Origin of the sequence: Streptomyces sp. Y1, from assembly GCF_041053115.1 — a bacterium.
GTDB lineage: Bacteria > Actinomycetota > Actinomycetes > Streptomycetales > Streptomycetaceae > Kitasatospora > Kitasatospora rubellomurina.
The window spans coordinates 7338938-7354533 of record NZ_CP163445.1 but is presented as its reverse complement, the minus strand read 5'-3'; the positions used below and the strand labels follow the sequence as shown (position 1 = coordinate 7354533).

The 15596-nt window shown below is 74.3% G+C and carries 11 protein-coding genes; 2 read left to right on the top strand and 9 right to left on the bottom strand.

The genetic code is table 11. From position 1 onward, the window contains the following. Window positions 1–130 precede the first annotated feature (130 nt). Entirely contained in the window at window positions 131–982 is an 852-nt protein-coding gene (locus AB2U05_RS31805; RefSeq protein ID WP_244178922.1) for an ABC transporter ATP-binding protein, read from the bottom strand. A 155-nt stretch (window positions 983–1137) separates the two neighbouring features. On the opposite strand from AB2U05_RS31805, the gene AB2U05_RS31800 reads away from it, so the two are divergent. Then, window positions 1138–2733 carry a M4 family metallopeptidase gene (locus tag AB2U05_RS31800; RefSeq protein WP_045700137.1) on the top strand — a complete coding sequence of 532 codons (1596 nt, stop codon included), beginning with the start codon at window positions 1138–1140 and terminating at the stop codon, window positions 2731–2733. Window positions 2734–2743: 10 nt separating this feature from the next. Here the strand turns inward: AB2U05_RS31800 and AB2U05_RS31795 are convergent, their stop codons facing one another. The 6 genes from AB2U05_RS31795 to AB2U05_RS31770 all read right to left on the bottom strand — a co-directional run bounded on the left by AB2U05_RS31795 (window position 2744) and on the right by AB2U05_RS31770 (window position 7377). After that, window positions 2744–3829: a hypothetical protein gene (locus AB2U05_RS31795; RefSeq protein WP_369185043.1), complete on the bottom strand. Its 1086-nt coding sequence runs from the start codon at window positions 3827–3829 to the stop codon at window positions 2744–2746. An 83-nt stretch (window positions 3830–3912) separates the two neighbouring features. After that, window positions 3913–4968 (bottom strand): SDR family oxidoreductase, encoded by a 1056-nt coding sequence (locus AB2U05_RS31790; RefSeq protein WP_369185042.1) that lies wholly within the window; start codon window positions 4966–4968, stop codon window positions 3913–3915. Window positions 4969–5236: 268 nt separating this feature from the next. After that, entirely contained in the window at window positions 5237–5857 is a 621-nt protein-coding gene (locus tag AB2U05_RS31785; RefSeq protein ID WP_369185041.1) for a histidine phosphatase family protein, read from the bottom strand. Between the two features lie 84 nt (window positions 5858–5941). Continuing rightward, the gene (locus AB2U05_RS31780; protein WP_045700134.1) at window positions 5942–6547 is read right to left on the bottom strand and encodes a bifunctional 2-polyprenyl-6-hydroxyphenol methylase/3-demethylubiquinol 3-O-methyltransferase UbiG; all 606 of its coding nucleotides are present in this window, start codon (window positions 6545–6547) and stop codon (window positions 5942–5944) included. Next, on the bottom strand, window positions 6544–7122 hold the full coding sequence (locus AB2U05_RS31775) for a hypothetical protein (RefSeq protein ID WP_369185040.1): 579 nt from the start codon (window positions 7120–7122) through the stop codon (window positions 6544–6546). Before AB2U05_RS31775 ends, AB2U05_RS31780 begins: the two co-directional genes overlap by 4 nt. Window positions 7123–7146: 24 nt before the next feature. Further along, the gene (locus tag AB2U05_RS31770; protein ID WP_045700152.1) at window positions 7147–7377 is read right to left on the bottom strand and encodes a hypothetical protein; all 231 of its coding nucleotides are present in this window, start codon (window positions 7375–7377) and stop codon (window positions 7147–7149) included. Window positions 7378–7524: 147 nt separating this feature from the next. Here AB2U05_RS31770 and AB2U05_RS31765 point away from each other — a divergent pair, with 147 nt between their 5' ends. Continuing rightward, complete coding sequence (locus AB2U05_RS31765) at window positions 7525–8106, top strand: hypothetical protein (RefSeq protein ID WP_369185039.1); 582 nt, start codon at window positions 7525–7527, stop codon at window positions 8104–8106. 48 nt (window positions 8107–8154) lie between these two features. On the opposite strand, the gene AB2U05_RS31760 is transcribed toward AB2U05_RS31765, so the two are convergent. Both AB2U05_RS31760 and AB2U05_RS31755 read right to left on the bottom strand, forming a co-directional pair. Further along, window positions 8155–13500, bottom strand: a complete 5346-nt coding sequence (locus AB2U05_RS31760) for a S8 family serine peptidase (RefSeq protein ID WP_369185038.1) — start codon at window positions 13498–13500, stop codon at window positions 8155–8157. A gap of 62 nt (window positions 13501–13562) precedes the next feature. Beyond that, window positions 13563–15563, bottom strand: a complete 2001-nt coding sequence (locus AB2U05_RS31755) for a hypothetical protein (RefSeq protein WP_045700130.1) — start codon at window positions 15561–15563, stop codon at window positions 13563–13565. Between the last annotated feature and the right edge of the window lie 33 nt (window positions 15564–15596).

Sequence of the window (15596 nt, the reverse complement as noted above, 5' to 3'; positions counted from 1 at the left end):
GGGCTCCAACGGAAAAGGGCATGGGGGTGCCAAGGCGGGGTAAAGCGCCGGCCGGAACCGGAGCCTCCTCATTAGCTAAGGCATACCTTACGTAGGAATGCTTTACCTTCCACACCCACCCCCCTGACCGTTACCGTTCCGGTGCCCGGCGGGCGGCGGCCCGGGCCGTCCAGCGGCCCTCGTGGCGGGTGATCCGGATCGGGTGGCCGAAGGTCTCGCTGATCAGCTCCGTGGTCATCACCCGCTCCACCGGCCCGGCGGCCACGCGCTCCCCGCCGCGCAGCAGCAGGGCGTGGGTGGTGCTCTCCGGCAGCTCCTCCAGGTGGTGGGTGACCAGCACGCTGGCCAGCTCCGGGTGCTGGTGGCGCAGCAGGTCGAGGCTGTCCAGCAGCAGTTCGCGGGCGGTCAGGTCGAGGCCGGTGGCGGGCTCGTCGAGCAGCAGCAGGCGGGGGCTGGGCATCAGCGCGCGGGCGATCAGGGCCCGGCCGCGCTCGCCCTGGGAGAGGGTGGTCCACGGGGCATCGGCGAGCGCGGTCATGCCGAGGGTGGCGATCAGCAGCTCGGCCCGGTCGACCGTCTCGGGGGCGGGCTTGCGGTACAGGTCGGGCTCGATGGTGCCGGCGTGGCCGGTGAGCACCACCTCGCGCACGCTCAGCGGGGAGCGCAGCGGGTGGCGGGGGTCGACGTGGCCGAGGTGGGCGCGCAGCTCGCGGACGTCGACCCGGCCGAGCCGGCGGCCGAGCACGTCGACCTCGCCGCGGGTGGGGTGGGAGACGGCGCCGAGCAGGGCGAGCAGGGTGGACTTCCCGGCGCCGTTCGGGCCGAGCAGCGCCCAGTGCTCGCCGGGGCGGATGGTCAGGTCGATGCCGCGCAGCAGGTACCGGCCGTCGCGCACGACGTCCACGCCGCGGGTGCGCAGCAGCGGGGCGTCGGGGTCGGGGTCGGGGCCGGGCGGGCGCGTGGGCGGGTGTTCGATCGTCACGGCGACAGCCTAGGGGGGCGGTTGACGTCCGGTCATTTTGATTTGAACAGGACACAACTTGGCAAAGATATGACCTTCCCTCTAGCTGACCATGACCGGCCGCCGTCAATCTCGGTCCAGCTCTTTTCCCTGCCCCTACCCCCACAGGAGCCGGAGTGTTCCCCAACACCTCCTCCCGTCGTGCCCTCGCAGCGGGCGCGATAGCCGTCGTCGCGGCCCTGACCGCCGTGACCGTCCCCGCCACCACCGCCTCGGCCGCCCCCGGCATGCGCGAGGCCGCGATCGCCCAGGCCCGCGCCAACGTCGCCCGGAACTCCGGGGTGTTCGGCTTCGGCGCCGGCCAGGACCTCGTCCTCAAGGACGTCGTGCTCGACCAGGACGGCAGCTCGCACGTCCGCTTCGACCGCACCTACCAGGGCCTGCCGGTCGTCGGCGGCGACCTGGTCGTCCACCAGGACGCCCGCGGCAGACTGAAGGACTCCTCCCGCGCCGCCGCCCACGACGCCGCCGTCAAGTCCACCGTCCCCAAGGTGCCCGCGCAGTCCGGCGCCGCCAACGCGCTCTCCGCCGCACCCGGCGTCAAGGACGCCACCAGCACCCCCGAACTGGTCGTCTGGGCCGCCGACGGCACCCCGCGCCTGGCCTGGCGCACCACCGTCGAGGGCACCGGCGAACACGGCCAGCCGGCCGGGCGGATCGTCGTCACCGACGCCGCCACCGGCGAGCAGATCGAGGCCTACGACGCCGAGCACGAGGCCTCCGGCACCGGCAACTCCGAGTACACCGGCACCGTGACCATCGACACCACCGCCCAGTCGGGCGGCGGCTACACCCTCACGGACCCGGTCCGCGGCCACGTCACCAAGGACGCCAAGAACCTCAGCTCCAGCTCGATCAGCGCCGGCTCCGGCGTCGCCTTCACCAGCGCCACCAACGTCTGGGGCGACGGGAAGAAGTTCTCCACCGACCGCTCCACCGCGGCCGTCGACGCCCACGCCAACACCGCCTGGACGTACGACTACTACAAGAACGTGCACGGCCGCAGCGGCATCAAGAACGACGGCCGGGGCGCCACCGTGTTCGTCCACGTGGGCACCAACTGGGACAACGCCCAGTGGTCCGACAGCTGCTTCTGCATGATGACCGGCGACGGCAACGGCACCACCGACCCGGAGCAGGTCGACCTCGACACCATGGGCCACGAGATGACCCACGGCGTCACCAGCGCCACCGCCAACCTGCGCTACAGCGGCGAGTCCGGCGGCCTCAACGAGTCCACCAGCGACATCTTCGGCACCATGGTGGAGTGGTACGCCAACAACAGCCTCGACACCGGCGACTACCTGTTCAGCGACCAGTCCACCCCGCCGTGGCTGCGCCGCTTCGACAAGCCCTCGCTGGACGGCAAGTCGGCGGACTGCTGGAGCAGTTCGGTCGGCAAGCTCAACGTGCACTACTCCTCGGGCGTCGGCAACCACTGGTTCTACCTGGCCAGCGAGGGCAGCGGCAGCAAGACCGTCAACGGCGTCCCGTACAACAGCCCGACCTGCAACGGCTCCACGGTCACCGGCATCGGCAACCAGAAGGTCGCCAAGATCTGGTACCGCGCGCTGACCGTCTACATGACCTCCACGACGAACTACAAGGGCGCCCGCGCCGCCTCCCTCAACGCCGCCCGCGACCTGTACGGCGCCGGCAGCACCGAGTACAACGCGATCGCGGCGGCCTGGAGCGGGGTCAACGTCAACTAGCCTACTGTGGCTAGGAGTTGAACCCGACGTGGACGTGGTCGTGGTGGGTGTCGTCGGTGAAGAACTGGTTGCCGGCCCCCGCGATCGCCACCGGCCCGCCCACGTTGTACGAGCCGGCGGCGGCCGCGTCCCGCATGAAGGACTCGACCAGCTGCCGGGGCGTCGCCGGATCCACCACGGCCCGGCCGTCGATCCGCCACACGTCGAAGGCCCGGCCCAGCGGATGGTCGCTGGGCCGGGTCGTCCCGAACACGTCCACGGGGTGGCCGGTCCGCACCACGCTCACCGACAGCGTGTACGGGCCGGCCAGCCGCAGCATCGCCTCCAGCACGCTGTCGTGGACGTTGCCGCTGCGCAGGTCGGCCGCCGCCTCGGGCGGCAGCTCGATCCGCGGCTCGGCCAGCACCCGGGCCACCGCCGGGGCGGGCGAAGCGACGGCCGGGCCGGGATCGCCCGGGCGCAGGTCGGTGACCGTCCAGCGCGGCTCGGCCCGGCTCAGCCGGACGTCCACCGTGGTGCCGCCCTCGGCCACCGAACCGTCCGCCTGCCGGCGCCACTGGCGGCACACCACCAGCACGCTGGCCGAGTCGGCGAGCAGCCCGCCGTACTGGGCGTCGATCACCTCCAGGCTCGCCTCCGGCGCGGCCGGGGCCAACGGGCCCGCCCGGTCCGCCAGGGCGGGCGGCAGGCCCAGCGCCGCCACCCGGGCCCGTGCCGCCCCGGCACCCTGCCCGCCGGTCGGCCACCCGCCGAGGGCGGCCACCAGCTCGACGGCGCGGCGCTTCACGTCCGGCTGCAGCTCGCCCGGGCCGGGCTGCCACAGCGGCGGGTTCGGCAGCGGCGGGTTCGGCAGCGGCGGGTTCGGCGGCGCGGACGGGCTCCCGGCGAGGCTGCCGGACGGGCTCCCGGACGGGCTCCCGGACGGCGCCGGGGTCACGGCGCCCGGCGAACCGGTGGACGCCGGGCCGGCCGAGGCCGTCGCACCGCCCGCCCGCCGGGCGGCCCCGCTCCCGCACCCCGCCACGCCCAGCAGCACCGCCGCCGCCCCGACCCGCAACACCTCGCGCCGGCCCGCAGCGCCGTCTCGGCTCACCATGCGGTCAGTATCCGACCGGCCGGCCGCGTCGGCTGCCGCGCCGAGCCCGGATGGCGGAGCGGCCCGGAGGGCGCCGGCCCCCCTCACGCCACCCCGAAGCCGTCCGCCACCAGCCGCGTCGCCCAGCGCTGGAGCGCGGGCAGCACGGGCGGGTGGGTGAGGCCGACGGTGGCGGCCAGGCGCTCGGCGGAGGCCGTGTCGTACTGCTCCTCCGACAGGAACGCGAAGCTCCTCGGCGCGCTCCCGGTCAGCACCCGCGGGAGCCTGCGCACCAGGGCGGGCGGGACGGTGGCCCGGGGCGGGCGCACGTCGAGGTGGGCGGCGAGCATCCCGATCAGGTCGGGGAGGAACGGGGTACTGGGGTCGAGCACGGTGTGCACCTGGACCGGCTCCCGGTCGAACTCGGGGACGGCGGCGAGGAACCGGGCCAGGTGGTCGACCGTGACGACCGGCACGAAGGTCCGCTTGCTGCTGGGCAGCAGCGCCAGCCGCCCGGTGTGCAGGTGGCGGACCATCTCGGCGAGGCCGATGTGCTGCCCGGCCTCGCCGGTGCGCGAGTGCCCGATGACGCTGGCCGGGTTGACGGTGGTGAGCGGCACCCCGAGCCCGGGGGCGGTGACCCGGACGGCGGCGTCGGCGAGCCGCTTGGAGGCCAGGTACCCGTCGAGGCCGCGGTACAGCGCCTCGACGGCCGGCTGGTCGAGCGGGTAGCGCGGCTGCGGGTCGTTGCCGGTGCGGTACCCGGACACGTGGACCATCCGCCGCAGCATCGGCCGGCCCGCCGCCCACTGCAGGACGTTCAGCGCGCCGTACAGGTTGACGGGCTCGGCCTCGGCGCGGGTGAGGCCGAAGCGGTAGCGGGCGGCGAGGTTGTACACGTCCCTGACCTCCCCGAGCCGGGCGTCGTCCGCGGGCGAGAGGCCGAGGACGGGTCGGGTGAGGTCGGCGGGGACGGTGGTGAGTTCGGCGCTGTCGGCGCCGTGGTCCCGCAGCCATCTGCGCAGCCAGGCGGCGGCTCCGACGCCGCGGACGGCGGCGGCCACCGGCACGCCCTGGGTGAGGAGTTCGAGGGCCAGCCAGCGTCCGAGGAAGCCGGTGGAGCCGAGGATCAGCACTCGGGGCGGCAGGGTGGGTGACATGACGGACACTCCGTAATCTGGATACCGGTCTGCGACAACTCTGGTCTGGCGCGCGGAGGTTACCGGCTGCTGACGGGCATGCGGAAGAGCCGCCCCCGCCCCGGGCCTCGGGGGCCGGGAGCGGGGGCGGCCTGGGCGCGCCGATCAGCCGCAGGGCGGCCGGGCCCGGGTCTCCGCCCCCTTGGATCCCATGCGGGAAACCATAGACCGGTCGACATATTCCTGTCGCCGGATCAACAACACCGCCCAGCGGACGAGTTCGGCGCCGTCAGACCTTGAGCGCGGGCGGGAACCCGGTCCAGCACAGCTCCTCGGGCAGATGGCGCAGGTCGTTGTAGAGCAGCACGGACGGCGGCCGGCCGGGCGCGTAGCGCAGCACGGTGAGCGCGGTGTTGCCCGGGTTGAGGCCGAGCCAGCGCCACGCCGGGGCGTCCATGGCCTGCCGGACCAGCCAGCCGATCAGGAAGGCGTGGGTGACGACCAGTTCGTGCCGTTCCGCGCCGCCCGCCACCGGCCCGGTGAAGCGCTCGACGGCCTGCCGGGCGAGCTCCCGGCCCTGGTCGCGTTCCTCCGCCGAGGTGCTGGACAGGAAGTCGAGCAGGAACTCCGCGCTGTCGTCCGGCAGTTCGCCCCGCTCGGGAACGTGCGGGACGTAGTCGCCGGCCTCGGCGCAGGCCGCCGCCCGGACGCCGCCGAGCTGTTCGGCGACGAGCCGGGCGGTTTCCGCGGCGCGCGGCAGCGGCCCGTGGTGGACGGCGGTGATCGGCCGCTCGGCGAGGCGGCATCCGAGCAGGACGGCCTGCCGGCGCCCGATGTCGGTGAGTTCGCCGTCCGGGGTCGCCTCGCCGTGCCGGGCCAGGTAGAGGTAGCGGGTGGCGGTGTCGCTCATGCGGGTCCTTGCTGCAGGTGGGGCGGTGGGGGTCGTTCCCGGAGCGACGCGGCCGGACCGCCGCCCGGTTCCGTCCCCCTGCCGCTACCCGGCCCGTTCGAGGAGCAGCAGCGACCAGTGCACGTCCGTCCGCCCGTGCAGGTCGGCCCGTTCGGCGCGGTGGCGCAGCCGCAGGCCGCGGGCGGCGGCGAGGTCGACGGCCTCCTCGGCGCCGGCGTCGTACATCCGGCGGTCGGCGGGGACGGGCCCGTGGCGCAGCGTGAGGGAGAGCCGGCCGCCGGGGGCGAGCAGGGCGGCGAGCGCGTCCATCGCGGCCGGGCGTTCCTCGGGGGCGAGGTGCATCCAGACGGCGGTGAGCAGGACGAGGTCGTAGCGTGCGGTCTCGGCGCGGAGCAGCGGCAGCTCGGGCAGCGCGTCCGGGACCCAGCGGATGCCGGCGCCGGCGTGCAACCGTTCGCCGATGGCGCGGAGTTCGGGGGTCGGTTCGGCGGCGGTCACCCGGTGCCCAAGGCGGGCGAGCGCGGCGGCGTCGCGCCCGGTGCCGGCGCCGACGTCGAGGACGGCGGCGGGCGGCGCCGGGTAGTGCGGCCGCAGCTCGCGGTGGACGTCGGCGAAGTCGACGGCCTCGTACTGTTCGGCGAGCCGCGCGGCCGCCGGGCCGTAACCGGTCGTGCCCGCAGGCCGGTTCATGATCGTGCTCCCCCGCTGTTGCCCTGGACGGCCCGTTCGGCGTCGCCGACGAGTACGGCGTCGCCCGCCGCGGCCGCGTCGGCGAAGAAGTCCCGCAGGTCGCGCAGGTCGGCGACGATGCGGGCGGCCCACGCCTCGGACCACGGCGTGGGGAAGCCCTGGGTGGCGACGGTGCGGGCGAGCACGGCGGCCTGCTGACGGACGAGTTCGCCGAGCGCGGAGCCGCGCAGGAACGCGGCCGCGGCCGCGACCTGTTCGGGCCGCAGGACCAGCGGCACGCCCGCCGCCGCGGCGCCGTCCGGACCGGGCGGACCGGGCGGACCGGGCCGACCGGGCCGACCGGGCGGGCCGCCGTAGACGGGCAGCCGGGCGGCCGGGTCCGGGTGCAACCCGTTCTCGGTGAGCGCGAGCTCCATCAGCAGGGCGGTGCGGCGCACGCCGAGGGCGAGCCCGGCGGCGGCCAGCCGGTCGTACCGGACGTCGCGGTGCCGGGGCACCAGCTCGCCGAGCTCCTGCGGCGAGCAGCCGTCCACCGCCCGCCCGGGCAGGCGGCGCCAGAAGTGATCCACACTCACCCGGACAGCGTAACGAACGGCGGGTCAGGCCTCGCCGGGGTGCCAGGTGGGCCACTCCCAGGGGTGGTCGGCCCAGTGGACCCGGACCGGGTCGTGCGGGTCGAGGTCGGGGAAGAGCTGGTGGCAGCGGGGCTCGAACTCCTCGGGGCCCAGCGGCTCCCAGCCCTGCCCTTCGAAGTGGACCAGCCGGTAGCGGCTGTCGGTGCCGAATTCGGCCACCTCGACCAGGTGCGCGGACGTGCTGTCGTTTCCCATGCCCCCCAGCATGTGGTCCGGCGGCAACCCGCGCCCGTCCAGACCCCTCTTCCGGGTCATGTCCCCGCGTCCGCGCGCTCGTTGAGCACGGAAAGGTACGGCGGGGGCTCGGCGGCTGGAGGACGAGGACATGACGAGGACCAGGACGTGACCGGGCGGCCCTCCGAGGCGCAGCCGTGGCAGTGGCCGCCGAACGCCTGGCAGCCGCCCCCGGTGCCCGCCCCGCCCCCGCCGGGCGCGCCGCCCGCCGCCCCGGCGCCCTCGCCCGGGCCGCGTCGCTCGCCCCGGGCCCGGACGGCCTGGGTGCTGGCGGCGGTCGGCACGGGCGCGGTGCTGGCGGCCGTCCTGGCGACCTGCGGCGGGCCGGGCGCGGGCGACGACCCCCGGCTGGTGGCCCTGCCCTCCGGCCCGGCCACCCCTTCGGCCGGGCCGCCGCCCGGCCCGCCCGCGCCCTCCCCGCTGCCGGCGCCCACCCCGGAGGCCGGCCTGGGCACGACCGTCGAGCCCGAACCCTCGGCCGCCGACGCACAGCACCCCACGGGCGCCCCCCGCCCGAAGCCGAGCCACCCCGCGCGCGCCACCGCCTCCCCCCACGCCGCCGCGCCCCCGGGCACCGCCCCGACACCGCCGTCCCTGGGCCCGGGCAACGTCTGCGACCAGGCCGAACGCACCGCCCGCTGGGCCCCCGGCTCCGAACAGGCCCGCCTGTGCCGCAGCGTCTACGGCTGACGCACGCACGACCCGGCGGCCCCGTTGTGGCCGGGGGCGGGGCCGTGGCTATCCGTGCAGGTTGGCGAGCATGCTCAGGGCGTAGTCCAGCTGGGTGCCCTCGGCGACGTGGTCCTTGTTGGTGGTGATGTCGACGGCGCCGTTGGCGTAGATCTTGACGACGATCATGGTCTCCTCTGCGGTGAGGACCCGGCTCTTGGGCCCCACCACGGTCGGGCCGCGGGTGCCGAGCACGTCGAGTTCGAGGGTCGGGGGTGCGGCCGCACCGGGCGGCACCGGGAAGGGGACGGTGACCAACTGGTTGTCAGGTGCCGCGAAGGCGAGCGTGAGGGGGCCCGCCAGTACCGGATGGTTGTACGCCATCCGCAGCGTCACGACGTCGGTCGGGCCCTGGGCCGCCTGGACCTGGTTCTGTGCGTCGAGGAACAGGGCCAGCAGGCTGAACTCGACCAGCCAGGAGTCGGGTTTGATCCACAGGTTCCAGTCCGCCTTCGCGAAGTCGAGGGTGCCCTTCTGGGGGATCAGCGGCCAGCCGGCCTGGGTGAAGCGGACCGACGCGTCGTAGCCGACCGTCACGGTCTCGATGTGCTGGGCCGTCACGGGAACCGGTGTCTGCCCGCCCTCCTTGGTGAAGGTGAGCGACGCCGGTGGGGCGCCCTGGCTGGGCAGCAGGTCGACGGTGACGCTGTCGACGAGCTGGTTCGGGGTGACGATCACCTGGCTCACCACGGTGACCTGCGGGTCGACGGTGGTGACGTCGCCGGGGCCGGCGCCGGCCAGCAGTGTCCCCAGGGCGCAGGCGAGCGTGCTGTCCTGGGCGACGACGGTGTCGCCGAGCTTGGCGGCGTACTTGGCCTTGAGGGTGCACGCCCCGACGATCCGGCTGCCGCTGCTGCTGTTGAGGAGCGAGGACCAGCCCAGCGCGCCGGTCTCGGAGAGCGGCACGGAGAACACGGCCGTCCCGGCGTCGCGAGCCGTCGCGACGGTGACCGGGCCGGCCAGGTCGGTCACCGGGATGTCCAGCAGGCCGTCCAGCGCCTGCAGGCTCAGCGGCGCGTACTGCCAGCTGCCCGCGCCGGCGTAGCCGCCGCCGATCAGTGCCGTGGCCCAGCCCGCGCGGAGCGCCGGGAGTCGGGTGGGGTCGTCGTCCGCGTACGCGCTCACGGTGACCACGGCATTGCCGCCGGTGATCTTGGTGGTGGTTCCCCCGGCGGCCGGGACGTCGGCCCGGTCGACCACCAGCGAGACCGTGCGCAGTCGGGGGGCGGCGAGGCTGAAGTAGGCCTGGCTGTGCGCCTGGTCCGGCCACAGGACGAAGCCGCCGACGGCGACGGGCGCGCCGAGCGTCGGTACCGGCACGGGCAGCACCTGGGCCGGGCCGTGCCAAACCGGGCGCAGCACGACCGGGCTCCGGTGCGGCGGTGACACGGGGAAGTGCCGCAGCTGGGGCGGGCGGTCGTCCAGGGTGCTGAAGTCCTGGGCGTCGTTCTGGATGTCGTCCGCGAGCAGGACGGTTCTCGCCACCCGGACGTCCTCCACGGCGGGGGCGCCGCCGGCCGGGGGCTGGGCGACGGCGGAGCCCGGCCGGATCCCGTCCAGTCCCCGGACCACGGCGACGAGGTCGGATCCGCGCACGGCGAAGATGAGGTGACGATCCGTCAGGTCGAGGTCGGCGATCCTGCGGCGCAGTGCCGGGTCCGGCACGGCGATCCGCCGCCGCCGGGGGCCGCGGCAGAGCGTGAGCGCGCTGACGCCGTCGGCGCCGCGGGCGACGTCGACGACCTCGGTGGCGGCCGTGGTGATCACCGGAGCGGGCGGCAGCGAGGCGCGCCAGACCGAGCGCGGTTCCAGCTCCACGACGCCGGTGCGCACCTTCCGGGAGAACCGGTGCCCGGTCGCGACGGCCCCGGAGGCCGTGCCGATCAGGTCGATCACCCTGGCGCCCCGGCCGACCTGCTGCGTGCGGACGACCGTGCCGAGCGATCGGACCAGGACCTCCTTGGGTGCCTCCTGGACCGGGCCGCGCTGGTCGAGCCGACTGGTGGTGGAGACGAGATCGATGCCTCGGTCGGTCTCCAGGCCCCGGACCTGCCCGGTCGCGCCCGCGACGCGCGGCGGCTCGAAGTGGAGCCGTCCGAGCCGCCCCGAACTCCCGCCGTGCACCGCGACCAGCGGCCCCGCCCCGGTGTCCGTGCGGGTCGCCCCGGGAGCGAACCGGCTGCGGGCGTAGACGTCGACGACCGGAGGGGGGCTGCCCGCCGGGAAGGTGACCGAGAGCGTCCAGGGACCGGCCCTGCCCGGCAGGACGGGTGTCCGCACCTCGACCAGGCCGTCGCTCACCGTCACCGAGACGCCCGCGGGCAGCGCGCCGGGGGTGAGCTGCACCGGCGCCGCGCCCGGCCCCTCGGCCAGCCGCAGCACGAGGGCATGGGCCTGCGGCGACTGCACCCGCAGCAGCAGGGCCTCGTCGGCCGGCAGCACGTCGAACTCGCAGTCCGTCGCGGGCGGGAGCACCCTGGTCCGGACCTCCAGGCGCTGGAGCCCGGCGGCCTCGGCGAGCGCGTCGCGCACGGACTGGGCGAGCCCGTTGGCGTCGAGGCTCAGCCGGTAGTGCACGCCGGTGCGGCGGTGCACCCGCTGGGCCAGGAAGCCGAGGACGGACCGGGTGGAGCTGAGCACCCACAGCTCACCTCGGAAGGCGAGCCGGCGCAGCGTCGCCACGTCGGCGAGGGACACCCGGGTCGCGTCGCCGACGACCAGCACGGCCGCGCGGCGGCGGGTGCCGTCGTGGGTGGCCCAGCTCGCGTCGATCCGGGCGAGGGCGGCACCGAGGTCGTCGACGGGCCGGGCGGCCGCGTCGGGGGTGCTGACGGCCGCCACGCCCCTGGCGATCCCCAGCCCCGCGGCCGCGCCGGCGAGGACGGCGGGCGGCACGGGCGGCAGGGCCCGGGTGGTCTCGGTGGCCGCGCCGGGCTCGTTCCACCAGCTGTCGGTGGTCGGCGAATCCGTGCCGCTGCCGTCCGATCCGGCACCGCTGCCGTTCGATCCGGCGCTACTGCCGTCCGAGCCGGGCGTCGTCGTGGCGGCGGTTGTGGGCCGGGCGGTCTGGGTCGAGACCGGCGGGGAGCCGACCGCGGCGCTGTCCGAACTGCCGGGCGCCCAGTTGCTCGTGGTGTCGATGGAGGCCGATCCGGCGGCCGGGTCGATGACCAGGAAGACGTCGGCGGGGGTGGCCCCCTGGTCGAGGAAGCCGCCGCGGATCACCAGCGCGAAGTCCTGCTGGGGCGTGTCGGCCGTGTTGGTCAGGCAGTTCATCGCCAGGTCGAGGGCGGTGACGCTCACCTCGACGGTGTCGTCCAGGTCCTCCGGGCGGAGGAACACGCACTGGGTGTTGTCCCAGCCCTCGTGCTGCTCGCCCTGGTCGGGGACGGACCACCCGGAGCCGAACTGGTTCGCGCGGTAGAGCAGGCCCTTGCTCCTCGCCCGCAGCGCGAGCTTGTTGACCACCGCCGGGGCGGTGGCGGTGCCGGTGCCGGGCGCGCCCGGTGGGTCGGTCCAGGCCAGGGTGACCCGCAGCGGGCGGGTCGGATCGGTCGGGCGGATCGTCCAGGTCCGGCTGTCACCACGGGAGGTGAGCAGGATCGTCTGGTCGACGTAGCAGCGGTGGACGGTGTCGGAGACGACGTTGTCGAGGTCGAGCCGGCCCCAGCCCTGGGTGGTGTTGGGTACCGTGCCTCCGGAGTCGATCGGCTCGGCGCCGTTGACGACGAGCGCGCGGAGCATGGCGGGCGAGGGGCTCGCCCCGCCGTCGTGGGCGCGCCACCACTGGGTGAGCAGCGCGCAGGCACCCGCCGTCTTGGGGCTGGCTCCCGAGGAGCCGCCGCCCCAGGTGATCCTGTCGTCGACGTACTCCTTCTCCCCCGGGTGGGAGTCGTAGTTGGCCGAGGCCGTCCACTCGCCCGGTGCCACCACGTGCGGGCGGATCCGGCCGTCGCCGCAGTTGCCGATGCTGGAGGCGTGCGCACCGCTGTAGACCTCGCGGACGTTGTCGGCGTCGGTGCCGCCGAAGTCCGGGCGGTAGTTCTCGGAGTTGCCGGTGACGATGAGGTTCTTGGCGCCGTGGGGTCTGGTGATGCCCGCCGTGCCGTCGTTGCCGACCGAGAAGCAGATGGTGAGCGGGACGGCCTCGGCCGCGCCCGTGGCGTTGCGCACCAGGCCGTCGTAGGTGGCCTCCAGCGAGAGGTAGTCCATCGGGTCGTGGGTGCCGGCGCCCCAGGAGTTGTTCTGGATCGAGCCGGCCACCCCCGCCGGGCTGGACGAGGACACCGTCTCGGAGCAGAGCGTGCCGGCGTTCTTCGTCATGTCCTGCGCGAGCAGCCCGGCGCACGGGGCCACGCCCAGGCCGTAGACGAAGCCGTCCTTGTCCTTGGAGTCCAGGTACGAGCCGGCCGCGTGCCCGGCCACGAAGGTGGCGTGCCAGGCCTTCTGCCCGGCGGCGAGGTCGGTGATCCGGCCGGTGAAGGCCGGGTGCGAGACGTCCACGCCGCCGTCGACGATGCCGATGGTGACGCCCGTGCCGTTCACCGCGTGGTCGTCCAGCCAGGTCGTGTACGAGCCCTCGGGGTGGTTCGCGGCGTCCAGGCCGGCGACCAGGACGAGGTCGGCGACCTCGTCCTCGGGCACCTTCGCGGCGCGTGGCTCCACCGCCACGATCCGCCGGTCCGCCAGCAGCGCCTCCTGACCGGCGGTGGTGACCTTCGCCGGTACCCGGACCCACGCCCCGGCGGCCTCCGCCGGGCCCTCGACGGTGACCCCGGGGACGGCCGCGAGCTGCTCGGCGAAGGAACCCGCCTCGACCAGGGCCGCCGAGGCGACCACCTCGACGTCGACCGGCGCGTTCGCGTCCTCGCTGGTGGGGACGCTCGCCTTCAGGTCGGCGCCGACCGGTATCACCGAGCGGACGAACGGCAGCGCGCGGACGGCCCGCAGGGCCGCCCCGGTGCCGGTGCACAGGTAGCTGGCGGCCGGGACGAACTGCTGCGGGTGGACGCCGGCCCGCTCGATCGCGGCGAGCATGTCGCCGTCGGCCGGACCGCGCAGTTCGACGTACGCCGTGGCCGGCGCGTTGCCGGGGACGGCGTCGAGCCCGGACCGGGCCGCCGCCAGCTGATGGGGCGTGCCGATGGCCAGACCGGTCGTCACCGGGATCTCGCCGTCCTGTCCACCGCCCCCACCCCCGCCGTCGCCGCCACCGTCGCCCCCGCCCCGGGCGTCCTCGACCGTCGCGGCGTCCGTCTCGACCAGGAGCTCGCCGTTGGCGTAGTGGAACAGCACGTGGGTGCTGGCGTCCCGCAGCACCGGCGACGTCTGCGGGACGATCACGGTCCGGCTCATCACGTTCTCCCTGCGCTCTCGAACCTGCGGCTCGCGGCGTGCGGTCCTCGGAGGTCTGCCGCTCAGGCGGGCAGCTCGACGGTCACCCTGGCGACGGCGCCCGCCGGGTCGAGCGCCACGTCGACCGCCTCGCGCTCGGTGAAGCGGGCGGCCTGCCGGTCCGAGTGCAGGGCCAGCCGGTGCCGCCCGTCCGGGGAGTCGATCAGCAGCCAGGCGCCGGTGTCGTCGTACTCGACGCCCACCAACGTGCCCTTGAGGTGGCCGGCGCCGTTGCCGGCGGCGGCCTTCGTGGTCTCGCCCTGCTTCCCGTCGCCGGTGCCTCCGGTGACGACGACGTTGTCCTTCTTGCGCAGCAGGTCCTGGGCGGTGGCGTCGTCCTCGGCGAGCACCGCCGCGTCGGAGATCAGCTGCACCCCGGTGTCGCTGACCAGCACGAACACCGCCGACTCGTTGATCCCCAGCGGCTGTTCGGCCGCGTGCACCAGCTTGCCGCCGATGATCCCGAAGGCGCTGAAGGTCGCCGTGCCGGGCTGGCCGCCGGGGCTGATCGGATAGCTGAAGGTGACCGGTGTGTCCATGGTGAGCTTGGTGGACGCCTTGATCGGCTGGGTGAGGCCGGGCGAGGTGTAGGTGACGTTGACCACCAGGTAGTCGTTGCCCATGGTCGGGTTGATCAGCTGGATGCCCTTGGCGGCGGCGTTCTTGACGTACAGGTAGATCGTGGTCGAGCCGACCCACTGCGAGGGCTTGATGAGGATGTTGCCGAACCCCTGCTTGACCGTCCCGCTGGCCGCGTCGTCCACGATCGGCCAGCTGCCCGGCGCATAGTTGATCTTCGCGTCGTAGTGGACCGTGACGTTGTCCGGGGCCGCGCTGGTGACGACGTAGCTCTTGCTGCCGCCGTCCGCCAGGAAGACCGGCGACTGCGGGGCCTGGCCCTCCGAGTAGTCCAACGCCACCGCGGTGCTCGCCACCTGCGGGTTGCCGACCACCGTGATGGTGCTCGGGAACTGGAGCTCGGTGTTCACCGTGGTGACGTAACTGTCGTCCAGCGCGGCGAAGATGCTCAGGTCGACGTCCGCCCGTTCGGTCAGCCAGGTGAACCCGCCGAACTCCAGCTTGGTTGTGATGTCCGCGGCCTGCTCCGCCCGCTGCCACTTGAGGGCCAGGTTCGCCCCGCCGAAGATGCCGCCGGAACTGCCCGCCACCGCCGGCTTCACGTCCGGCTTGGGCTGGAAGAGCATGCCGAGCAGCGCCTTGAGCCCCTGGTCGATGATGGTGTTGGTGACGCTCTCCTTGATCTTCTCCATCCCGCCCGGCAGGTCGTCCAGACCGTAGAACTTCATCTCGATGCTGCTGTCCGCCCGCAGCGACTCGAGCTGCGCCTGGATGTCGACGCTCCCGCCGTACAGCCAGCCGTCGTAACTCGCCTTCAGCTCACCGGAGAAGTGCTGGAAGACCCGGTCCCCGTGCATCAGGATCTCGACCGAGCACTGCGGCATGTAGCGCAGGTACTCGTAGCTGAGCATGACCTGCGCGACCGGCGAGCGCCCGTTCCTGATCGCATCGGCCCACTCCTGGGCGCCGTACGCCGTCAGGTCGGCCAGGTAGGTGACCGTGCCGCCGGGTGTACCGGCGTCGTTGGCCTTGGCGGTGAGGTCGGAGACCGTCCCCGAGACGGCGGGGATCGCCAGTGCGGTCTGCCCCTTGCGGGTGTTCAGCGGCACGAAGATCGGGTTCTGGGGCGCGTCCTGGGCTCCGGCGAGGGTCTGCCGCCACTGGTCCTTGAGGGCCGCGAGCTGGCTGTCGTCGGCCTGGATCGCGCTCGTCGCCGTGAACGAGGCCGCCCCGCCGATGATCTGGTAGGTGTTGTCCTTCTGGGCGCGGAACTCCGTGCAGGCCGCTTCGTAGCGCCCGGTCGTGGCACTCCGGGCGAGCATCGGCTGCTTCGGACTGAACAGGATCACGTCCGCGGCCTGGCCGCCCCACAACTTGAAGTTCCCCGAGTCCCATGCCACCCCGGACATGGCCACTCCGTAGCGTTCCTCCAACACACCGGACATCGCTCGTCTCCTCGCCGGTCGGGTCAGCGGGAG